Raw genomic sequence first — 21,919 nt, forward strand, 5'->3', positions numbered from 1 at the left:
GTCGCTCTACGGGGGCCGGTAGAGGTCGCTCTACGAGTAGAGGTCGCTGTACGAGAGGTGGGTGCGGCCGCCGGCCGATACGGACTCCGCCGTGCGCACGGCCCGCACGATCGCCCGCGTCACGAGGTCCGCGCCCGCCGCGAGGATCTCGTTGAGGGCAAGGGGGTTCGCGGCGTCGAGCGGGCGCTCCCCGGTGGCGAGCGCGAACACCGTGTCCCCGTCGTTGAGCAGATGCACGGGGCGTACGGCCCGCGCGATTCCGTCGTGCGCGGTACCGGCGACCTTCTGCGCCTGGGCGCGGGTGAGGTCGGCGTCGGTGGCGACGAGGGCGAGGGTGGTGTTGAGGGGCGCCGGGTCGGCGGGAGCCGCGGCGCCGCCCCGCGCGTCGGCCCCTGTATCGCCCCGCGCACCGTCCCGCGTACCGCCCCGCGCCCCGTCCGGCGACCCCGCGCCCTCCAGCGGTCCCGCCCCGTTCGCCGCGGCCGCCTCCGCCAACCGCTTCCCCGCCGCCTCGTGCGCCTCCGGCGTCGGGTACGTCACCGGTCCGCGCCCCGTGAAGAACTCGCCGTACAGCGCCCCGGTGGCCGGGTCCACGGCGGAGCCCGCGGCGTTCGCGACGACCAGGGCGGCGACCGTGATCCCGGAGTCGAGGACCGTGGACGCGGTGCCGATGCCGCCGCGCAGCTTCCCGACGAGCGTGCCGGTGCCCGCGCCGATGTTGCCCTCCTGGACGGGGGAGCCGGGCTCCGTCGCCGCGGCGGCCTCGACCGCGGCGCGGCCCAACGCCGCGTCCGGCCGGGCCCGCCAGTCGCCGCCCCGGCCGAGGTCGAACACGCACGCCGCCGGCACCACCGGCACGACCTCCCCGGGGCGGGCGCCGGCCGGGACCCCGCGCCCCTGGTCCTCCAGCCACGCCATCACGCCCGACGCCGAGTCGAGCCCGAACGCGCTGCCGCCCGTGAGCACGACCGCCTCGATCCGCTGCACGAGGTTGCGCGGGTCCAGCGCGTCGGTCTCCCGGGTGCCGGGGCCACCTCCGCGCACGTCCACGGCGGTGACCGCGCCGCCTTCCGGGGCGAGCACGACCGTCGTACCGGTCAGGAATCCGTCCCCGACACGGGTGGCGTGTCCGACGCGCAGGCCGGGGACGTCGGTGAGGGCATCGTTGCGTGTCGTCATGTGCCATGCCTACCACGGGAGTTGGCGCCCGCCCGGGGCGGCCGGTCCCCGTCAGGCGGGCTGCGCCTCGGCCGTCCGCGAGGACAGCGTCACCCCGACCACCACCGTGAGCGCCGCGACGATCCCCGCCGAAAGCACCGCCCAGTGCCCCGCGAACGTGCACAGGAGCACCAGCAACGCACTGACCGGCAACGCCAGTTGCTGCGCGGCGCCCACCTTGAAGTACCGCGAGTGCAGCGCCCACACCAGCAGCAGGAACACCGCGGACGGGACCGTCACGGCGGCGGAGGCCGCGGTCGTGGAGATGTGTGCCTCGCCCACCGCCTGCTCGACGGCGACCTCGATGCCCGCGCCGATCGACGCCGCCGAGGCGAGGATGAAGAAGTGGCCGTAGCCCCACACGAACGCCTGCCGGTTGCTGCGCAGCCGGTCGTGGATCGGCACCGCGAAGTAGATCCACCAGGCGGCGAAGACCACGAGGAGGCCGCCGGCCGCGATCGGCAGGAGCTCGCCGAGCGCGTCGTTCTCCTCGATGCCCGACTTCACGGCGACCGTCGCCGCGGCGATCGACTCGCCGAGCACGATGATCGTGAACAGGCCGTAGCGCTCGGCGATGTGGTGCGGGTGCCAGGACGTCTGCCGGTCCCGCTCCGCGTACACCGGTACGCACATCTCCAGGATCGCCATCGCCAGGAACACCCAGCCCTGCGCCGCCTTGGGCGTGAACAGCAGCGCCAGCCAGCCGACCTGACAGGCGAGCACCCCGCCCGCGTACCGCAGTGCCACCCGGCGCTCGGCCCCCGTGGTGGAGGCGGCGGCGCGCAGCCAGTGCGTGGCCATGGCGACCCGCATGATCAGGTAGCCGAGCCAGACCACCATGTAGTTGTCGTGCGCGAACGCCTGCGAGACCCCGGCCGCGAGCACCAGCACGCCCGCGATCTGGACGAGTGTGATCAGTCGGTAGAGCGCGTCGTCGTTGTCGTAGGCGGAGGCGAACCAGGTGAAGTTCATCCACGCCCACCAGATCGCGAAGAAGACGCGCGCGTAGTCGATCACGCCGGCGCCCGAGTGCCCCTCCGCGACCGCGTGCACCAGCTCCGCCCCGCCCTGCGCGACGGCGACGACGAAGCACAGGTCGAAGAACAGCTCCAGTGGTGAAGCGGCCCGATGTTCCTCGTCGCGCCCCCTCTCGACCATGCGGCGGATGGGGGAGCGCTTGTCTGGCGTGGACGTCATGCGCCCACCCCAGCAGATCGGGCCGCGCCGTGGGGGAATCGGCACGCAGTCCACACGTGCGCGGCGGCCTTCGGTACCACGGAAATCCGGCACATTTCTTGTGAATGTGTTCACAAGCGAACATGGGGCGAAAGTCCCGGAAGAAACCCCAGGTCACCCAGGGTGTGCCAGCGGATTTCGGCCCGAAGTAGGGCCCTACGGTCCTGAACTCAGGACCATTGCCGCCCCTCCGGCGAGCCCCGCAGGAGTGCAATGAACACGTAGCAACCCACTGGTCGAAGAGATGGGGAAGGTGCCGCAGATGACTGCCACTCCCGCGGAAAAGACGACGCACGGCGAGGCCTGGGACGGCTTCAAGGGAGGGCTGTGGCGGGACGCCGTCGACGTCCGCGACTTCGTCCAGCAGAACTACACCCCCTACGAGGGTGACGGCTCCTTCCTCACGGGACCGACCGAACGTACAACCGCCGTGTGGGACAAGCTCCTTGGGATGTTCCCGGCGGAGATCGAGCGCGGCGTCCACGACGTCGACGTGCAGACCCCGTCCCGTATCGACGCCTTCCGGCCCGGCTACATAGACGGCACGCCCGCCGATCACACCGACCTCATCGTGGGCCTCCAGACCGATGCCCCGCTGAAGCGCGCGATCATGCCCAACGGCGGCTGGCGGATGGTCGAGGGCGCCCTCAACGCGTACGGCTACGAGGCCGACCCCGAGGTCCGCGAGATCTACACCCACCTGCGCAAGACCCACAACGAGGGGGTCTTCGACGCCTACACCCCCGAGATCCGCGCCTGCCGCTCCTCCGGCATCATCACCGGCCTCCCGGACGCCTACGGCCGCGGCCGCATCATCGGCGACTACCGTCGCGTCGCCCTCTACGGCGTCGACCGCCTCATCGCCGCCAAGCAGGCCGACAAGGACAAGCTGGCCGCCGAGTGGCCCACCGAGCACGTCATCCGCGACCGCGAGGAGATCTCCGAGCAGATCAAGGCGCTGAACGAGCTCAAGGCCATGGCCATGTCGTACGGCTACGACATCTCGGGCCCGGCCCGCACCGGCCGCGAGGCCGTCCAGTGGCTGTACTTCGCCTACCTCGCCGCCGTGAAGGAGCAGAACGGCGCGGCCATGTCGATCGGCCGCATCGACAACTTCCTCGACATCTACCTCCAGCGCGACATCGAGGCCGGCCGGATCACCGAGTCCGAGGCCCAGGAGTTCATCGACGACTTCGTCATCAAGCTCCGCATCGTCCGCTTCCTGCGCACCCCCGAGTACAACGACCTCTACTCCGGCGACCCCACCTGGGTCACCTGGTCGATGGCCGGCATCGGCGAGGACGGCCGACCGCTCGTCTCGCGCACCACCTTCCGCGCGCTTCAGACCCTCTACAACCTCGGCCCGGCCCCCGAGCCGAACCTGACGGTCTTCTGGTCGCGTGAACTGCCGCGCGGCTTCAAGGACTTCGCCTCCCAGGTCGCCATCGACACCTCGGCCATCCAGTTCGAGTCCGACGAACTGATGCGCCCCAAGTACGGCGACGACACCGCGATCGCCTGCTGCGTCTCCGCGATGGCCGTCGGCAAGCAGATGCAGTTCTTCGGCGCCCGCGTGAACGTCGCCAAGGCGCTCCTCTACGCGATCAACGGCGGCCGCGACGAGAAGTCCGGCAAGCAGGTCGTCGAGGGCTTCGAACCCATCGAGGGCGAGTACCTCGACTACGAGACGGTCGCCCGGCAGTACGACGCGATGCTCGACTGGCTGGCGAAGACGTACGTCCACGCGCTCAACGTCATCCACTACATGCACGACAAGTACGCCTACGAGCGCATCGAGATGGCCCTGCACGACCAGGAGATCCTGCGCACCATGGCCTGCGGCATCGCCGGTCTCTCGGTCGCCGCGGACTCCCTCTCGGCCATCAAGCACGCGAACGTCAAGGTCATCCGTGATGAGACCGGCCTCGCCGTCGACTACGAGATCGAGGGCGACTACCCGGCCTACGGCAACAACGACGACCGCGCCGACGAGATCGCCCAGCGCATCGTCCACGGCTTCATGGAGAAGGTCCGCAAGCACCCGACCTACCGGAACGCCGTGCACACCCAGTCGGTGCTCACGATCACCTCGAACGTCGTCTACGGCAAGAAGACCGGCAACACCCCGGACGGCCGCCGCGCCGGCACCCCCTTCGCCCCCGGCGCCAACCCGATGAACGGGCGCGACGAGCACGGCTACATCGCCTCCGCCCTGTCGGTCGCGAAGCTGCCCTACGACGACGCCGAGGACGGCATCTCGCTGACCAACACGATCACCCCGGACGCCCTGGGCCGCACCCCCGGAGAGCGGATCGGCAACCTGTCCGGCGTGCTCGACGGCTTCATGGCCAGCGACGGCTTCCACATGAACGTCAACGTCCTCGACAAGGCGACGCTCAAGGACGCCATGGAGCACCCGGAGAACTACCCGCAGCTGACCATCCGGGTCTCCGGGTACGCGGTGAACTTCGTCCGCCTGACGCGCGAGCAGCAGCTGGACGTCATCAACCGCACCTTCCACGGCTCCCTCTGAGCCGGTCCTTGCGACCGAGACACCCCGAAGGACACGAGGAGGAACGCCATGACCGTGCTGCTCCCCCGGACCGCGAGTGACCTCGGCGCGAACGAGGCCGCCACCCCGGCCGCCGCCGCGACCCACCGCCCCATCGAGGGCTCGGTGCACTCCTGGGACCTGTCGACCGGCGTCGACGGGCCGGGCAGCCGCTTCGTGACGTTCCTCTCCGGCTGCCCGCTGACCTGCCTGTACTGCCACAACCCCGACACCTGGAAGATGCGGGGCGGCAAGCGCACCGCGGCCGACGCGATCGTCGCCGAAGCCGCCAAGTACACCCGGTTCATCGAGGCCGCGGGCGGCGGCGCCACCATCAGCGGCGGCGAACCGCTGCTCCAGCCGGTCTTCGCCGGTGAGCTGCTGCACCGCTTCAAGCACGAGCTGGGCCTGCACACCGCCCTCGACACCTCGGGCTTCCTCGGCGTACGCGCCACCGACGCCCTGCTGCGCGACGTGGACCTCGTGCTGCTCGACATCAAGTCCTGGGATCGCGCCACCTACAAGCACGTCACCGGGCGCCCGCTTCAGCCCACCCTCGACTTCGCGCACCGTCTCGCCGACCTCGGCAAGAACGTGTGGGTGCGCTTCGTGCTCGTCCCGGGGCTGACCGACGACCCCGGCAACATCGAGGGCGTCGCCGCCTTCGCGGGCTCCCTCGGCAACGTCTCCCGGGTCGACGTGCTGCCCTTCCACAAGCTCGGCGAGGCGAAGTGGCAGGCGCTCGGCAAGACCTTCACGCTGCACGACACTCCCTCGCCCACCCCCGAGCAGGTCGCCTCCGCGAAGGCGATCTTCGAGTCCCACGGCCTCACGGCCGTCTGACCCGGCGACGTACCCTGGAGCCATGAGCACCCCCGCCCCCGACCCCAAGAAGCGCGCCCCCAAGGCCGCGCTGATCTTCGACGATCCGCTGACGGTGCAGTCCTCCGACGACACGGACCGCGGCTGGGGCGAGCGGCCGACAGCCGGCGACAACAGCGCCGCCGACCTGGCCCGCTTCCTCGACGAGAAGCCGCCCCACCACATCTGAAGGGCCGCGGCGAGCCCTGCTAGGGCTCGGTGTGCCCCGAGCCGCGCTGCGCCACGAGCGCGTCGCGGATCTCCTTGAGCACCTCCAGCTCGGAGACCTCCAGCACCTCCTGGGTGCCTTCCTTCTCGGCCTTCTTCGCGGCCTGCCGGGCGAGGTACTTGGCCATCGGCAGCACCATCAGGAAGTACACGACGGCGGCCGTGATCAGGAAGCTGATGGCGGCACTGAGGACAGTGCCCCACATGATCTGAATGCTGTCGTCGCTGCCGGCTTCGCACGTGCCCTTCAGGCAGTACGCGTACTTGTTCAGGTCCTGCGTCCCGAACGCTCCGACGATCGGGTTGATGACCCCTTCCACCACCGCGTTCACGATGTTGGTGAATGCGGCGCCGATGACCACGGCGACCGCGAGGTCGATCACATTCCCGCGCATGAGGAAGGCCTTGAAGCCTTCCCACAGGCTCGGCCCGTTGTTCTCGCTCACCAGAAGGCCTCTCTTCACATGTCCAGGTAGTGGAGCAAACGCTTCCGCAACCTACGACAGTTCGGGTCAGACTTGTCCAATTCGGTAGCTCGATCGGGGGACTTGAGGAGATATACGTCACCACACCGTCACCGCCAACCTAGAGGCGGCTCCGGCGCCCGCGAGCCGCACCGCGGTCGCGCGTTCCACCGTCAGCACCACCAACGCCCCGCCCGTCGTCGAGGTTTCGCCGATATCGCCGCCTTGACCGAGAGTTGGCCTCGGCTTCGGCACGGACGCCACGCGCGCGCCGGACGCGAGCACCCGCACCCCCGGCCCGCCGTCCGCCCGCGCCGCCACCACGTCGACCCGGTCGCCCGGTCGCAGCAGTCGCACCGCCCCCGCGTCCGCGATCCGCACAGGCGCCGACACCGGCGCGGCGGACGAGGCCGCCCGCCCACCCGGTTCCGCGTGCGGGGGCTCGGGCCCGCCTCCCGCCCCGGACGACGGCACCGCGACCGCCAGCGCCGCCGCGGTCAGGACGAGCCCCGCCGCCACGGCCGGCCGGTGTCGGCGCCTGCCCGCGCGCCCCGGCCGCCACCGCGCGCCGCGTACGTGCACGGGAGGGAAGGGCGGCACCTCGGACGTCGGGGGAATGCTGAGCTGGTACGGGAGGGGAACAGATGCGGACACAGTCGCCACCGCCTGCGGATCGGTCGGGCCGGACGGGCACCGCGCCCGTCTCGCCGACCACGTTCCGCCTCCGCGCCACATCCCGCCGGAGCCCGTGCACTACCGAGCGGTTGTGGACAACTCCCTCACCCGAATGGGGAATTCAGGCCTCCCGGCGCCCTCTCGGCAGGATCACGGCAGCCGGAAACCCGGATCCATCCCGCCCAGCGCCCCGGCGCACGCGCAGTCCCGCTCCGCGTCCGCCGGCAGCCCCGCCACCGCGTCGAACAGCACGGTCCGCAGCCGGTCCACGTTGGCCGCGAACACCTGGAGCACCTCGTCGTGCGAGACGCCCTCGCCGCTCTCCGCGCCCGCGTCCAGATCCGTGACGAGGGTCAACGACGTGTAGCAGAGCTCCAGTTCACGGGCGAGCATCGCCTCCGGGTGCCCGGTCATGCCGACCACCGACCAGCCCATGGCGGCATGCCACCGCGACTCGGCGCGGGTGGAGAACCGCGGTCCCTCGACCACCACGAGCGTCCCGCCGTCCACCGGTTCCCAGCCCTTGCCGCGCGCCGCCTTCACCGCGACCCTGCGCCCCGCGGGGCAGTAGGGGTCGGCGGGCGAGACGTGCACGACGTTCGGCACGGTCCCGTCCGGGAGCGGATGCCCGTCGAAGTAGGTCTGCGCCCGCGACTTCGTACGGTCCACGAACTGGTCGGGCACGAGCAGCGTTCCCGGCCCGTACTCGGGCCGCAGGCCGCCCACCGCGCACGGGCCGAGGACCTGGCGCACCCCCACGGAGCGCAACGCCCACATATTGGCGCGGTAGTTGATGCGGTGCGGCGGCAGATGGTGGCCGCGGCCGTGCCGGGGCAGGAAGGCGACCCGGCGTCCCGCCACCTCACCGAGGAAGAGCGAGTCGCTCGGCGGTCCGTAGGGCGTGTCCACCTGGACCTCGGTCACGTCGTCCAGGAAGGAGTAGAAGCCGGAGCCGCCGATCACGCCGATCCCGGCACCGGCGCTTGTGTTCACGTTGCTCGCGTTGGTCCCCATGGATCAGCACAGTAGTCACACCGGGAACGCCGAAGACCCCGTCGTCGGATGACGACAGGGTCTCGTAAGAATTGAGCTGCTTACGCGGCGGAGGACGTCGAAGAGGTCGAGGTCGACGTCGAGGACTTCGAGTCCGAGGACGACTTCGACTCCGCGGGCTTCGAGTCCGAGGACTTCGACTCGGTCGACGACTTCGAGGACGACGCCGGGCTGCTGCTCGACGAGGAGCCGCGGCTGTCGTTGCGGTAGAAGCCGGAGCCCTTGAAGACGATGCCGACGGCCGAGAACACCTTCTTGAGGCGGCCGTTGCAGCTGGGGCACTCGGTCAGGGCGTCATCGGTGAACTTCTGCACCGCCTCGAGGCCCTCGCCGCACTCGGTGCACTGGTACTGGTAAGTCGGCACTGTGTCTTCCTCCTGGCACTCTCACTCGATGAGTGCTAACGACGATCCATAGTGACCTATTCCGCGGGATCAGTCCACTGCCACGGGCTCGCGGTGACCCACACCACGTGCCACGGTCCGTCCCGTCGAGGGCGGCGCGAGCCGCGAGCGCAGCAGGAACATGACCACCAGGGCGAGCACCGTGCCGCCCATCGGGACGAGGAATCCGGCGCCGTCCCAGAAGCGGTCCTCCAGCTGTCCGGACACCGTCACGGCGGCCGCCTGGCCGAGCGCGACCGCCCCGGTCAGCCAGGTGAAGGCCTCGGTGCGGGAGCCCGCGGGGACGATCTTCTCGACCAGCGTGTAGCCCGTGATCAGGGACGGCGCGATGCACACGCCGACCAGCAGGCCGAGCCCGGCGAGCAGCACCACGGACTGCGCCGCCCACAGCCCCGAGGCCATGACGGCGAGGGCCGTGTAGCCGACGAGGAGCCGGCGCTGCGGGGAGATCTTCCACGCGATGGCGCCGCAGACGAGGCCCGAGAGCATGTTGCCGGCGGCGAAGATCCCGTAGAGGACGCCGTTGAGGCCGGGCTCGCCGATCGACTCGGTGTACGCGGCGAGCGAGACCTGCATGCCGCCGAAGACGGAGCCGATGCCGAGGAACGTGACGATCAGGACGCGCACACCGGGCACGCGGAGCGCGGAGGCGTGCTGCACGCGCGCGTGCCCCTCCAGGCCGGCCACGGGCGGCTGGGTGCCCTTCTGGGCGGCGAACAGGAGGCCGCCGACGAGCGTGAGCGCCGCCTCGGTGATCAGGCCCGCGGCCGGGTCGATGCCGGTGCACAGGGCCGTCGCGAACAGTGGGCCGAGCACGAACGTGAACTCGTCGGTGACCGACTCGAAGGCGGCGGCCGTCTGCATCAGGGGCGAACCCTGAAGCTTCACGCCCCAGCGGGAGCGGACCATGGGCCCGATCTGTGGGGTCGAGGCACCCGTGGGCACGGTGGCCAGGAACAGCGCCCATGTGGGCGCCCCGGACAGGGCGAGCACGGTGAGCGTGAGCCCGGCCGCGGAGTGCACGAGCACGCCGGGCAGCAGCACGGCACGCTGCCCGAAGCGGTCGGCCAGCTTGCCGCTGTAGGGCGCGAAGAGCGCCATGGCGACACCGGTCGTCGCGGAGACCGCGCCCGCGGTGCCGTAGGAGCCGGTGGTGTGCTGCACGAGCAGCACGATGGAGATCGTGAGCATCGCGAACGGCTGGCGCGCCGCGAAGCCGGGGAGCAGGAATGTCCAGGCCCCGCGGGTGCGCAGGAGCTGCCCGTAGCCGGGGCGCTCGGCCCGCTGGTTGCCGGGTTCGGTGACCGTGTCCTTCTGTGGCACGGCCCTTGCCTTTCTGCCGCCTGGTAGCGCGCGCTCCTGGTCGAGGGGCGCGCGCCGAGAGCCGTCCTCATGCGCCGGGAACCGAGTGATACCTACGGTCCGCGCCAGGAGAGGCCCTGGGCCGAGCAGATGGGCGCTGTGAAGCACGATGCTGCAAGGGGACCGCGGCCGCTTTGCGGTCGCGCCGGCTCTACGTCAGGCAGAGTCGGTCGTACTTGGTCTGTGCATCCATGCTAACGGGCTTCCGGGCCCGCGGTACCCAACCAGCCGGCCAGCTTGCCGCCGAGGGCGACGGCCCGCAGGCGCGCCTCCGCGGCGTCCCGCACCGGGTCCGTGGCGACGACCAGGAGTTCGTCGCCCCGGCGCAGCACGGTGGTCGGGGCGGGCACGGAGGAGGTGCCGTCGCGGACGACGAGCGTGACGGCGGCGCCCTTGGGCAGCCGCAGTTCGCCGACCTCCACGCCGTGCATCCGCGAGTTCTGCGGGATGGAGACGGACAGCAGGTGCCCGCGCAGCCGCTCCAGGGGCGCCGATTCGATGCCGAGGTCGGCGGCGTCGGAGGACCCGGCCAGGCGCAGCTTCCCGGCGAGCCACGGCAGCGTGGGGCCCTGGATGAGGGTGTAGACGACGACCAGGACGAAGACGACGTTGAAGATCCGCTGGCTGTCGGCGACGCCCGTCACCATCGGGATGGTCGCCAGGATGATGGGCACGGCGCCGCGCAGCCCGGCCCACGACATGAGGGCCTTCTCCGCCCACGGTATGCGGAAGGGCACCAGGCTGACGACGACCGACAGGGGGCGCGCGACCATCGTGAGGACCAGGCCGATGAGGAGCGCGGGCACGATGTCGTCGGCCAGTTCGTGCGGGGTCACCAGCAGGCCGAGCAGGACGAACATGCCGATCTGCGCGATCCAGCCGAGCCCTTCGGCGAAGCCGCGGGTGGCCGGCCAGTGCGGCAGCTTGGCGTTGCCCATCACCATCGCGGCCAGGTAGACGGCGAGGAATCCGCTGCCGTGGGCCATGGCGCCCGCGGCGTACGCGGACGTGGCGATGGCCAGGACGGCGATCGGGTAGAGGCCGGAGGCGGGCAGGGCCACGTGCCGCAGGCCGAAGGAGCCGAGCCAGCCGACCGCGAGCCCGATGGCGGCGCCGATCGCGAGCTCCAGGGCGATCTCGCCGATGAGGACGTACCAGTGCTCTATGGGGCCTGCTGCGGAGAACGCGACGACGAGGATGACGACAGGGGCGTCGTTGAAGCCGGACTCCGCCTCCAGTACGCCGGTCACGCGCGCCGGAAGCGGCACCCTACGTAGAACGGAGAAAACCGCCGCCGCGTCCGTGGAGGAGACCACCGCGCCGATGATGAGTGCCTGTCGCCATTCGAGGCCCACCAGGTAGTGCGCTCCGGCTGCCGTCACCCCCACGCTCACCGCGACGCCCACGAGTGACAGGGCGGCGGCCGCCGGGAGTGCGGGTTTGATCTGCTTCCACTTCGTGCCCAGACCGCCTTCGGCGAGGATCACGACGAGTGCCGCGTAGCCGATGACCTGAGTCAGTTCGGCATTGCTGAAGTCGACGTGGCCGATCCCGTCCTGGCCCATCACGACGCCGATGCCGAGGTAGAGCAGGAGGCTCGGCAGTCCGCTGCGCGAGGAGATGCGCACGGCGGCGACCGCCACGAGCAGCACGAGTGCGCCGACGAGCAGGAGCTGGTTGAGCTGGTGGACAGTCAGGGGCTGTTCCTTTCAGGAGGGACACGCGACAGGGAAGTTACTTCGTTACCTTACCTAATCGTTAACGCTTTCTTGATGCCGAATTGGTCACGCCGCTCTACGTAGAACCCTGCTTCCCGACTCCGCGTCCGGAGCCGTACCGCAGTGCTCGTAAGGTTGCTCTCGCCCGCAGCCAGCGAAGGACAGCAAGGATCCCGATGCCCTCCACTACGAACGCCTCTGCCGGCAGCCCGCCCGGTAAGAAGAAGGGGCGCCGAGCCCGACTGATCGTGATCGTCCTCGTGTTGGCCGTCCTCGCGGGCATCGGATTCGGTGCCTACTGGAGCGTCGACAGCGTCCGCGCGTCCATGCCGCAGACGACGGGGTCCATCCAACTGGACGGGCTCGACGGGCCGGTGCAGGTCAAGCGGGACAGCTACGGGATCCCGCAGATCTACGCGTCCACGGATCACGACCTGTTCATGGCGCAGGGCTACGTGCAGGCGCAGGACCGCTTCTACGAGATGGACGTGCGGCGCCATACGACCTCCGGTCGGCTCTCCGAGATGTTCGGCAAGGGCCAGGTCAAGAACGATGAGTTCCTGCGCACCATGGGCTGGCGCCGGGTGGCACAGAAGGAATACGACTCCAAGCTGTCGCCCTCGACCAAGAAGTACCTCCAGGCGTACTCCAAGGGGGTCAACTCCTATCTGGGCGGCAAGAGCGGCAAGGACATCTCCGCGGAATACGTGGCGCTCGGCTTCGAGAACGACTACAAGCCGCAGAAGTGGTCGCCGGTGGACTCGGTGGCCTGGCTCAAGGCGATGGCCTGGGACCTGCGCGGCAATATGCAGGAGGAGATCGACCGCTCGCTGATGACGAGCCGGCTCGGCCCGAAGCAGATCGCCGACCTGTACCCCGACTACCCGTACTCGCGGCACAAGCCGATCGTGCAGGAGGGCGGCTACAACAGCGCCACGAAGTCGTACGACGCGTCCTCGGGCGGCGGTACGGGCACGCAGGCTGCCGGGGCGGCGGGCACCGGCCTGGCGGGCGACACAGCGGCTCCTGGCGGCCTCCAGAGCCAGCTGGGCGGCCTCTCCAAGGTCCTGGACGAGATCCCCGACTCCGCGGGCCTCGGACCCAACGGCAACGGCATCGGCTCCAACTCCTGGGTGGTCTCGGGCGACCACACCATCACCGGCAAGCCGCTGCTCGCGAACGACCCGCACCTCGCGCCGCAACTGCCGTCCGTCTGGTACCAGATGGGACTGCACTGCACGAGCGTCTCCAGCAAGTGCCAGTACGACACGTCGGGTTACACCTTCGCCGGCATGCCGGGCGTGGTCATCGGCCACAACCAGAACATCTCCTGGGGCCTGACCAACTCGGGCGTCGACGTCACCGATCTCTACCTGGAGAAGTTCAGCGGCGACGGCTACCTGGTCGACGACAGGACGGTGCCCTTCAAGACCCGCAAGGAGACCATCAAGGTCGCGGGCGGCGACTCCAAGACGATCACGGTGCGGGAGACCGACAACGGGCCGCTGCTGTCCGACCGCAACTCCGAACTCGTGAAGGTCGGCAAGAAGGCCGGCGTGGACGCGGCGGCCCCCGACCGCGGCGACGGCTACGGCATCGCGCTGCGCTGGACCGCGCTGCAGCCGGGTAACACCATGGACGCCGTCTTCGGGCTCGACAGGGCGTCGAACTGGTCCGAGTTCCGCAAGGCCTCCGCCGACTTCCAGGTGCCCTCGCAGAACCTCACGTACGCCGACACCGAGGGCAACATCGGCTACCAGCTGCCGGGCCGGATCCCGACCCGCGGCGAGGGCGACGGCTCGCTGCCGTCCCCCGGCTGGGACTCCAAGTACCGCTGGACCGGCTACATCAAGCAGGACGAGCTGCCCTACGAGTTCAACCCGAAGCGCGGCTACATCGTGACCGCCAACCAGGCCGTGGTCGACGACAGCTACCCGTACACGCTGACCAAGGACTGGGGCTACGGCACCCGCAGCCAGCGCATCACCGACCTGATCGAGTCGAAGATCAAGGACGGCGGGAAGATCTCCACCGACGACATGCGCACCATGCAGATGGACAACAGCAGCGAGATCGCCAAGCTGCTCGTGCCCTACCTGCAGAAGATCGACGTCCAGGACAAGGACGTCAGGGACGCGCAGCAGCTCCTGGACAACTGGGACTACACCCAGAACCCGGACTCGGCGGCCGCGGCGTACTTCAACTCCGTGTGGCGCAACATCCTGAAGCTCGCCTTCGGCAACAAGCTGCCCAAGGAGCTGCGTGTCGAGGGCCAGTGCCTGAGCGTCGAGCCGGTCGACAAGACGGGCCCCGCCGACGAGGACCGCAAGGTCCGCGAGTGCGGCGAGCGGGACACGCACTCGGCGCAGCCGGACGGCGGTGACCGCTGGTTCGAGGTCGTCCGGAAGATCATCAAGGATCCGAAGAACGACTGGTGGAAGACGCCGGGCAGCCGCACGAACGAGCCCACCGAGAACCGTGACCAGCTGTTCAAGCGCGCCATGGAGGACGCCCGCTGGGACCTCACGGCCAAGCTCGGCAAGGACATCGACACCTGGAGCTGGGGCCGGCTGCACAAGCTGGAGCTGAAGAACCAGACCCTCGGCACCGAGGGCCCCGGCTGGCTGCAGTACGTGCTCAACCGCGGCCCCTGGAAGCTGGGCGGCGGCGAGGCGGCCGTGAACGCGACCGGCTGGAACGCCGCGGGCGGCTACGGAGTCGACTGGGTGCCGTCCATGCGGATGGTGGTCAACATGGCGGACCTCGACAAGTCCAAGTGGATCAACCTCACGGGCGCTTCGGGGCACACCTTCAGCGACCACTACACGGACCAGACCGAGAAGTGGATCAAGGGTGACCTGCTGCCGTGGCACTTCTCCGAGAAGGCCGTCGGTGACAGCACCGAGGACTCGCTGGTCCTGAAGCCGTAGCCGGATCGACACCGACCGGATCGACACGGAAAGGGGCCTCCACGCGCGCGTGGAGGCCCCTTTCCGTGTGCGGTGGCGGGTCAGAAGCGCCGCACTCCCGAGGGCGTCACCACCGCGTCCACGGCCTTGTCGTGCGCCTCCTGGGGGAGGTGTGCGACGACCTCGCTGTCGTGGAGCAGTACGACCAGTGCGGGCCGGGTGCCGGCCGCCTCCAGGCGCGCGAGCACCCGGTCGTACGAGCCGCCGCCGCGGCCGAGCCGCATGCCGCGCGCGTCCACGGCGAGCCCCGGCAGCAGCACCACGTCCGCCTCCAGGACGGCGGCGGGGCCGAGCCGTTCGCCGCCGGGCTCCAACAGGGCCATCTTTCCCGGGTGTCGCACCGTGGTGAGCGAAGCCGGCCCGTCGTACGCGCCCCAGTCCAGGTCGTTGTCGGGCAGCAGGGCGGGCAGCAGTACGCGCGTCCCGCGCGCGCGAAGGGCGTCGAGGAGTGCGCCCGTCCCCGGTTCGCCGCCCACGGAGACATACGCCGCCACCGTGCGGGCGTTCGCCAACTCGTCGAGTTCGAGGGCCCGGCGGGCCACGGCCCGCTCCGTCTCCCGTGTGTCATCCTCCGTCAATGCGTTCCTCACCCGGAGGAACTCCCTGCGCAATGAACGCTTGTCAGGGTGGGCGCCGAGCGGGTCTTTTGCGGGCTCATCGGTGTGCGGACTCATAGCCGGGTCACAAACCTCTCCTATTCGACGCATATATGTGCCTTCAAAGCGGACCCACAGATTCCGCCCATAGCAGCCGGATATGGTGACCCGCATGACTGACGCGCACACCAGGATCACCAAGGCTGTCATCCCCGCAGCGGGCCTCGGCACCCGGTTCCTGCCCGCCACGAAGGCGACGCCCAAGGAGATGCTCCCGGTCGTCGACAAGCCGGCGATCCAGTACGTGGTCGAAGAGGCCGCGGCCGCGGGACTCGGCGACGTACTGATGATCACAGGTCGCAACAAGCGCCCGCTGGAGGACCACTTCGACCGCAACCACGAGCTGGAGGCGGCGCTTCAAAAGAAGGGCGACGCGGGCCGCCTGGCCAAGGTCCAGGAGTCCAACGACCTCGCCACGATCCACTACGTGCGCCAGGGCGACCCCCGCGGCCTCGGCCACGCGGTCCTGTGCGCCGCCCCCCACGTGGGCGACGAGCCGTTCGCGGTACTGCTCGGCGACGACCTGATCGACCCCCGCGACCCGCTGCTCCAGAAGATGGTGGAGGTCCAGGAGGAGCACGGCGGCAGCGTCATCGCGCTCATGGAGGTGGAGCCCTCCCAGATCCACCTCTACGGATGTGCCGCGGTCCAGGCCACGGCGGACGGCGCCGTCGTCCAGGTCACCGACCTCGTGGAGAAGCCGGACCCGGCCGACGCCCCCTCCAACTACGCCATCATCGGCCGCTACGTACTCGACCCCGCCGTCTTCGACATACTGCGCAAGACCGAGCCCGGCCGCGGCGGCGAGATCCAGCTCACCGACGCGCTCCAGCAGCTCGCCGCCGACGAGAAGATCGGCGGCCCCGTGCACGGCGTCGTCTTCAAGGGCCGCCGCTACGACACCGGCGACCGCGGCGACTACCTCAAGGCGATCGTCCGCCTCGCATGCGAACGTGAGGACCTGGGGCCGGAGTTCCGCGCCTGGCTGCGCGGCTACGTCGCCGAGGAGGTCTGACACCCCGCTCTCCCCGGCGGACCTGCGCCCCGGTACGGCACACCACCTCCAGGGCATCACACAAGGCCCGTGGTAATAACACCGGAGTATCAGGAACACCGGCACGAGGAGCAGGGAGCAGCAGTGAACAGTTTCAGTGCCACGACGGACCGGGCGCAGATCTGGTCGGTGGACGAGCATCTGGAGGACATCCTCGGCACCGTCACCGCGCTCGACCCCATCGAGCTCCAACTCCTCGACGCACAGGGCTGTGTGCTCGTCGAAGAGGTGACGGTCCCGCTGTCGCTGCCACCGTTCGACAACAGCTCGATGGACGGGTACGCGGTGCGTGTCGCGGACATCGCGGGCGCGAGCGAGGAGTTCCCCGCCGTCCTCACGGTGATCGGCGACGTCGCCGCCGGCCAGGCCGAACAGCCCACCGTCGGCCCCGGCGAGGCCGCCCGCATCATGACGGGCGCCCCGCTGCCGCCAGGGGCCGAGGCCGTGGTCCCCGTGGAGTGGACCGACGGAGGACTCGGCGCGGGACCCGTCGCCTCGATGGCCGCCCACAGCGCTGCCCCTGAGGGCGCCTCAGGAGAGGTCCGCGTACACCGCCCCGCCGAAGCACGCGCGCACGTACGCGCGCAGGGCAGCGACGTACAGGCGGGCGACAAGGCGCTCTCCGTCGGCACCGTCCTCGGCCCGCCGCAGATCGCGCTGCTCGCCGCCATCGGCCGCGGCACCGTACGCGTGCGCCCGCGCCCGCGCGTGGTCGTCGTCTCCACCGGCACCGAACTCGTGCAGCCCGGCGAGCAGTTGGCGCCGGGTCAGATCTACGACTCCAACAGCTTCGCCCTCACCGCCGCCGCCCGGGACGCCGGAGCCATCGCCTACCGGGTCGGCGCGGTCGACGACGACGCGGAGACGCTGCGCTCCACCATCGAGGACCAGCTGATCCGCGCCGACCTCATCGTGACGACGGGCGGCGTCAGCGTCGGCGCGTACGACGTGGTCAAGGAGGCCCTCACCGGCATCGGCGACCCGGACGACGAGGAGGGCATCGGGGCCGGCAGCGGCGTCGAGTTCCGCAAGCTCGCCATGCAGCCCGGCAAGCCGCAGGGCTTCGGCTCCATCGGCCCCGACCACACGCCGCTGCTCGCGCTGCCGGGCAACCCCGTGTCGTCGTACGTCTCCTTCGAACTGTTCGTACGCCCCGCGATCCGCACCCTCATGGGCCTGCCCGACGACGCTGTGCACCGCCCGAAGGCCCGCGCGACGCTCACCGCCGACAAGGCGCTGACCTCGCCTTCCGGCCGACGTCAGTTCCTGCGCGGCGTGTACGACGCCGAGGCCGGCGAGGTCGCTCCCGTCGGCGGCGCCGGTTCGCACCTCATCGCGGCGCTCGCGCAGGCGGACTCACTGATCGTGGTCCCCGAGGACACGACGTCGGTGGAGCCGGGCACCGAGGTGGACGTCGTCCTGCTGGGCTGACAGCGGCGGTTGTCGGAGGCTCGCGATAGCGTGTCGCGCACAAATCGTCCGGCGCGCCGCACCGCGCACGGCTCGGATCGGGAGCGCCACAGCAGCATGAGTACTTCGCCAGACCAACAGGACCAGCAGGACGGGACCGGCCGGCTCACGCACATCGACGAAGCGGGCGCCGCCCGCATGGTCGACGTATCGGAGAAGGACGTCACCGCGCGCACCGCCCGCGCCAGCGGCCGCGTCCTCGTCTCGCCGCGCGTGGTGGAGCTGCTGCGCGGCGAGGGCGTGCCCAAGGGGGACGCGCTCGCCACGGCGCGCATCGCGGGAATCATGGGCGCCAAGCGCACCCCCGACCTGATCCCGCTCTGCCACCCGCTGGCCGTGTCCGGAGTGAAGCTCGACCTGTCCGTGGCGGACGACGCCGTGGAGATCCTCGCCACCGTGAAGACCACGGACCGCACGGGCGTCGAGATGGAGGCGCTCACGGCGGTCTCGGTCGCCGCTCTCACGGTCGTCGACATGGTCAAGGCGGTCGACAAGGGAGCGGTCATCTCGGACGTACGGGTCGAGGAGAAGACCGGGGGCAAGTCCGGGGTCTGGAACCGGGAGGCCCGGTCATGACCGGCGCCTACCGGGCGCTCGTCGTCACGGCCTCCAACCGGGCCGCCGCCGGGGTCTACGAGGACAAGGGCGGCCCCCTGATCGCGGAGGGCCTGAGGGAGCTGGGCTTCGCCGTCGAGGGCCCCCAGGTGGTGCCGGACGGCGACCCCGTGGAGGCCGCCCTGCGGGCCGCTGTCGAGGCGGCGTACGACGTCGTGATCACCACCGGCGGCACCGGCATCTCGCCCACCGACCGCACCCCCGAGGCGACGGCCCGCGTTCTCGACCGCGAGGTACCGGGCATCCCGGAGGCGATCCGCGCGTACGGCCGGGAGAAAGTGCCCACCGCGGCGCTCTCGCGTGGCCTCGCGGGGGTCGCCGGGCGCACACTGATCGTGAACCTGCCGGGTTCCAGCGGGGGCGTGAAGGACGGGCTCGCCGTTCTCGGGCCGCTGCTGACCCACGCCGTCGACCAGATCCACGGCGGCGACCACCCCAGAAGCGATCCCAGACCCGATGTCCAGGCACCCGGGGGTGCGCACTGAACAGCCCGTCGTGGCCCGTCGTGCTGGTGGAGGGCGATGTGGTCCTCCGCCCCATAAAGCTGCGCGACCAGCGTGCCTGGCGCGAAGTGAACCGGCGCAACCGCGACTGGCTGCGCCCCTGGGAGGCGACCATCCCGCCGCCCACCCCGAGCGGCCCGATCACCCATCGCCCGACATACCGTCAAATGGTGCGCCACCTGCGCTCGGAGGCGAACGCGGGCCGGATGCTGCCCTTCGTCGTCGAGTACCAGGGCCGCCTCGTCGGGCAGTTGACCGTCGCCGGGATCACCTGGGGATCGATGTGCTCAGGCCATGTCGGGTACTGGGTGGACCAGTCGGTGGCGGGCCGGGGCGTGATGCCGACGGCCGTCGCACTCGCGGTCGACCACTGCTTCCGCACCGTGGGGCTGCACCGCATCGAGGTCTGTATTCGGCCGGAGAACGGGCCGAGCCGCAGGGTCGTGGAGAAACTCGGATTCCGCGAGGAGGGGATCCGTCCACGGTATCTTCACATCGACGGGGCCTGGCGCGATCATCTTGTCTTCGCGCTCACCGCCGAAGAGGTCCCGGAAGGTCTCCTGAAGCGTCGCCGTCGCGAGCGGCGTGGGAACGCCGCAGGTCCGAGCGCCCCCAATACGGCCGATCCGGGCACCCCCTCGAAATGAAATAAATGTTCGAAATTGATCGATGAGGCACCGTCAGGGGTCATTGAATTCCTCAGAAGGTCGTCCTGTTGATCACATCGATCGCAAAAAAGCTCGGATTATCAGCCAGATCGTGCGACACACCGGCTCAATTGGCGGATGGCCCCCCGCAAACCCCTCTACGGTGTGTCCGTGAGCAGCAGCGGCCTCATCTACGCAGTCATCGTCGGGGCCTGGGCCGCCTACTTGGTGCCGATGTGGCTCCGTAGGCAGGACGAGTTGAACGAAGCTCGTCCGACGGAACGCTTCAGCACCGCCATCCGGCTTCTCTCCGGCCGGGCGGGCATGGAGCGCCGGTACGCCAAGGACCTGCAGGCGCGCTCGCCCGAGTCGGACGAGCGGCGCGGCGACCCGGTCGACCCGGACGCACCCACCGAAGGGGTGGACGTCCGGGACGTCGGCATGTCTCCGTCCGGGGAGCGGCGCGCCCCGCACGCGGGGCGCGAACGTCGCGAAAGCCGTGAACATCACGATTCCGCCCGGGAGTTCGCGGAACCGCACCACGAGCGGGCGGAACCCTCCCGGGAGCGCGGGGAACCCGCCGCCCGCGAACCCGAACCGGCGGCCGAGGCCACGGCACCCGCCAAGTCCCGCGCCGCCCGCGCCGCTTCCGCCTCCGCGTCCGCCGAGGCACAGGCCGCGCGCGCCCGGCGCACCAAGGTGCTCGCGCGCCGCCGCCGCACCACCGTGCTGCTCTTCGCCGCCTTCACGATCGGCGCCGTCGTGGCCGCCGTCGGCGGCGTCGCGTTCCTGTGGGCGCCCGCGGCCCCCGCCCTGCTCCTCAGCGCGTACATCGTCTACCTGCGCACCCAGGAACGACGCCGCTACGCCTACGTCATGGACCGCCGCCGCGCCGAGGTCGCCGCCCAGCGACTGCGGGAGCGCCAGCCGCGCAGGCGGCAGCCGGCCGCGGCACGCGCCGCGGCCGAGGACCAGGAGGAAGGACCATCGGTGGACGAGACCGCCACCGACCCCGGCCTCGAGGCCCTCGCCGCCGACCGGCGGGCCCTCGTCGAGCAGACCGACCATCAGGAGTGGGTCGACCAGCAGCGCGAGCGGCAGCGCCACCCGGGCCCCGGCGACAGCTGGGACCCGGTCCCCGTGCCCCTGCCCACGTACGTCACCGCCCCCGTCGCCCCGCGCGCCACCGGCGGCATTGACTACAACGCACCCGAGACGTGGAGCTCCGCCCGCTCCTCCGCCGCGGAACAGGCTGCGCAGCAGCATGAGCCGCAGCAGGCGCAGGAGGAGCGCACCTCGGAGTCCGCCTCGGAATCCGCCGAGCCGGTGACCGACGACGGCCGCAGCGACGCCCGCCGCGCCGCCTCCGCACGCCGCTCCCGCGAGCGCGGCCGCACGCCGCTCTTCGACCAGTTCGACGACGACGCCGACGGCAGGCCGCGCGCCGCCAACGAGTGAGCCGGACCACTTCGGAACCCGCCCGGCTGACCAGCCAGGGAACGGATTTCCAAGCACCCGGATCGGGGTGCTAGAGTTTCACTCGTTGCAAGGGCGTGTGGCGCAGTCCGGTAGCGCACCTCGTTCGCATCGAGGGGGCCAGGGGTTCGAATCCCCTCACGTCCACAGCAACGAAAACCCCCGGCGGGAAACCGCCGGGGGTTTTCGCATGTTCAGAGCTTCTTCGCGAAGCACCGGCTCAACTCGTCGAACCGATAGTGGCCGAACTTGGCACACGGCTCGTAACCGCTCGACGTGTACAGGGCTATCGCCTCCGGCTGCTTGAGGCCCGTCTCCAGAACCATGCGGGTGCGCCCCGCCGTCCGGGCGTCCTCCTCCAGCGCCGCGAGAATCTGCCGGGCCAGGCCCAGGCCGCGCGCCTCCGGAGTGACGTACATGCGCTTCAGCTCGGCGTCGCCGTCCGCGTACCCCTCGTCGTTCTCCTCCTGGCCGCGCCAGCCGCCGGTCGCGAGCGGAGTGCCCGAGGCGTCGTACGCGATCAGGTAGAGGCCGCGCGGCGGCTCGAACATCGTCGGGTCCAGCGGCGTGACATCGCCCTCGTCGCCGTAGCGCTCCGCGTACTCGAGCTGGACGCGGTCGTTCAGCGCGATCGCGTCGCGGTGGCCGAAGGAGGTGGGGCGCAGGACCGGGTCCTCGACACCAGAAAGCTGAATACTCATACGCACCATCGTAACTCTATGCGGGGCGCTTGCGGCCGGATCGTCCAGTCTGCCGGTA

General features: G+C 70.5%; 20 protein-coding genes and 1 tRNA gene. 11 read left to right on the forward strand and 10 right to left on the reverse strand.

What is annotated here, in order from left to right; genetic code table 11:
• Window positions 1–30 precede the first annotated feature (30 nt).
• Both ACOKM3_RS24115 and ACOKM3_RS24120 read right to left on the reverse strand, forming a co-directional pair.
• On the reverse strand, window positions 31–1,179 hold the full coding sequence (locus ACOKM3_RS24115) for a P1 family peptidase (RefSeq protein ID WP_426903113.1): 1,149 nt from the start codon (window positions 1,177–1,179) through the stop codon (window positions 31–33).
• 51 nt (window positions 1,180–1,230) lie between these two features.
• Complete coding sequence (locus tag ACOKM3_RS24120) at window positions 1,231–2,415, reverse strand: low temperature requirement protein A (protein ID WP_426903114.1); 1,185 nt, start codon at window positions 2,413–2,415, stop codon at window positions 1,231–1,233.
• Window positions 2,416–2,716: 301 nt separating this feature from the next.
• Between ACOKM3_RS24120 and pflB the strand changes: the two genes are divergently transcribed.
• The 3 genes from pflB to ACOKM3_RS24135 are packed head-to-tail and all read left to right on the forward strand — an operon-like array spanning window position 2,717 to window position 6,056.
• Window positions 2,717–4,987: a formate C-acetyltransferase gene (gene pflB, locus ACOKM3_RS24125; protein ID WP_426903115.1), complete on the forward strand. Its 2,271-nt coding sequence runs from the start codon at window positions 2,717–2,719 to the stop codon at window positions 4,985–4,987.
• 48 nt (window positions 4,988–5,035) lie between these two features.
• Window positions 5,036–5,848, forward strand: a complete 813-nt coding sequence (gene pflA / locus ACOKM3_RS24130; RefSeq protein WP_426903116.1) for a pyruvate formate-lyase-activating protein — start codon at window positions 5,036–5,038, stop codon at window positions 5,846–5,848.
• Between the two features lie 22 nt (window positions 5,849–5,870).
• On the forward strand, window positions 5,871–6,056 hold the full coding sequence (locus tag ACOKM3_RS24135) for a hypothetical protein (protein WP_426903117.1): 186 nt from the start codon (window positions 5,871–5,873) through the stop codon (window positions 6,054–6,056).
• A gap of 19 nt (window positions 6,057–6,075) precedes the next feature.
• Here the strand turns inward: ACOKM3_RS24135 and mscL are convergent, their stop codons facing one another.
• From mscL to ACOKM3_RS24165, 6 genes are all read right to left on the reverse strand, one after another.
• A complete protein-coding gene (gene mscL / locus ACOKM3_RS24140) occupies window positions 6,076–6,540 on the reverse strand; it encodes a large conductance mechanosensitive channel protein MscL (RefSeq protein WP_426903118.1) in 465 nt (154 codons plus the stop codon).
• Window positions 6,541–6,657: 117 nt separating this feature from the next.
• Complete coding sequence (locus ACOKM3_RS24145; RefSeq protein ID WP_426903119.1) at window positions 6,658–7,212, reverse strand: hypothetical protein; 555 nt, start codon at window positions 7,210–7,212, stop codon at window positions 6,658–6,660.
• A 171-nt stretch (window positions 7,213–7,383) separates the two neighbouring features.
• On the reverse strand, window positions 7,384–8,247 hold the full coding sequence (locus tag ACOKM3_RS24150) for an S-methyl-5'-thioadenosine phosphorylase (RefSeq protein WP_426903120.1): 864 nt from the start codon (window positions 8,245–8,247) through the stop codon (window positions 7,384–7,386).
• An 80-nt stretch (window positions 8,248–8,327) separates the two neighbouring features.
• The gene (locus ACOKM3_RS24155; RefSeq protein WP_426903121.1) at window positions 8,328–8,651 is read right to left on the reverse strand and encodes an FmdB family zinc ribbon protein; all 324 of its coding nucleotides are present in this window, start codon (window positions 8,649–8,651) and stop codon (window positions 8,328–8,330) included.
• A 69-nt stretch (window positions 8,652–8,720) separates the two neighbouring features.
• Entirely contained in the window at window positions 8,721–10,013 is a 1,293-nt protein-coding gene (locus ACOKM3_RS24160; protein WP_426903122.1) for an MFS transporter, read from the reverse strand.
• Window positions 10,014–10,246: 233 nt separating this feature from the next.
• Window positions 10,247–11,749 (reverse strand): potassium/proton antiporter, encoded by a 1,503-nt coding sequence (locus tag ACOKM3_RS24165; RefSeq protein WP_426906885.1) that lies wholly within the window; start codon window positions 11,747–11,749, stop codon window positions 10,247–10,249.
• Between the two features lie 197 nt (window positions 11,750–11,946).
• On the opposite strand from ACOKM3_RS24165, the gene ACOKM3_RS24170 reads away from it, so the two are divergent.
• Entirely contained in the window at window positions 11,947–14,700 is a 2,754-nt protein-coding gene (locus tag ACOKM3_RS24170; RefSeq protein ID WP_426903123.1) for a penicillin acylase family protein, read from the forward strand.
• A gap of 80 nt (window positions 14,701–14,780) precedes the next feature.
• Here the strand turns inward: ACOKM3_RS24170 and ACOKM3_RS24175 are convergent, their stop codons facing one another.
• A complete protein-coding gene (locus tag ACOKM3_RS24175) occupies window positions 14,781–15,413 on the reverse strand; it encodes a 5-formyltetrahydrofolate cyclo-ligase (RefSeq protein WP_426903124.1) in 633 nt (210 codons plus the stop codon).
• A gap of 94 nt (window positions 15,414–15,507) precedes the next feature.
• On the opposite strand from ACOKM3_RS24175, the gene galU reads away from it, so the two are divergent.
• From galU to ACOKM3_RS24210, 7 genes are all read left to right on the forward strand, one after another.
• The gene (galU, locus tag ACOKM3_RS24180; RefSeq protein WP_426903125.1) at window positions 15,508–16,410 is read left to right on the forward strand and encodes a UTP--glucose-1-phosphate uridylyltransferase GalU; all 903 of its coding nucleotides are present in this window, start codon (window positions 15,508–15,510) and stop codon (window positions 16,408–16,410) included.
• 123 nt (window positions 16,411–16,533) lie between these two features.
• Window positions 16,534–17,880 (forward strand): molybdotransferase-like divisome protein Glp, encoded by a 1,347-nt coding sequence (gene glp / locus ACOKM3_RS24185; protein WP_426903126.1) that lies wholly within the window; start codon window positions 16,534–16,536, stop codon window positions 17,878–17,880.
• Between the two features lie 96 nt (window positions 17,881–17,976).
• The gene (gene moaC, locus ACOKM3_RS24190; protein WP_426903127.1) at window positions 17,977–18,495 is read left to right on the forward strand and encodes a cyclic pyranopterin monophosphate synthase MoaC; all 519 of its coding nucleotides are present in this window, start codon (window positions 17,977–17,979) and stop codon (window positions 18,493–18,495) included.
• A complete protein-coding gene (locus tag ACOKM3_RS24195) occupies window positions 18,492–19,019 on the forward strand; it encodes a MogA/MoaB family molybdenum cofactor biosynthesis protein (protein WP_426903128.1) in 528 nt (175 codons plus the stop codon). The genes moaC and ACOKM3_RS24195 overlap by 4 nt, the downstream gene beginning before the upstream one ends.
• A gap of 20 nt (window positions 19,020–19,039) precedes the next feature.
• Window positions 19,040–19,684 carry a GNAT family N-acetyltransferase gene (locus ACOKM3_RS24200; protein WP_426903129.1) on the forward strand — a complete coding sequence of 215 codons (645 nt, stop codon included), beginning with the start codon at window positions 19,040–19,042 and terminating at the stop codon, window positions 19,682–19,684.
• Window positions 19,685–19,855: 171 nt separating this feature from the next.
• A complete protein-coding gene (gene sepX / locus ACOKM3_RS24205) occupies window positions 19,856–21,142 on the forward strand; it encodes a divisome protein SepX/GlpR (RefSeq protein WP_426903130.1) in 1,287 nt (428 codons plus the stop codon).
• Window positions 21,143–21,233: 91 nt separating this feature from the next.
• Window positions 21,234–21,307: transfer RNA gene (locus ACOKM3_RS24210), tRNA-Ala, on the forward strand.
• 47 nt (window positions 21,308–21,354) lie between these two features.
• Here ACOKM3_RS24210 and ACOKM3_RS24215 read toward each other — a convergent pair.
• Window positions 21,355–21,861: a GNAT family N-acetyltransferase gene (locus ACOKM3_RS24215; RefSeq protein ID WP_426903131.1), complete on the reverse strand. Its 507-nt coding sequence runs from the start codon at window positions 21,859–21,861 to the stop codon at window positions 21,355–21,357.
• Window positions 21,862–21,919: the final 58 nt, after the last annotated feature.

The sequence above is a fragment of the Streptomyces nidicola genome, from assembly GCF_050106155.1.
Taxonomy (GTDB): domain Bacteria; phylum Actinomycetota; class Actinomycetes; order Streptomycetales; family Streptomycetaceae; genus Streptomyces.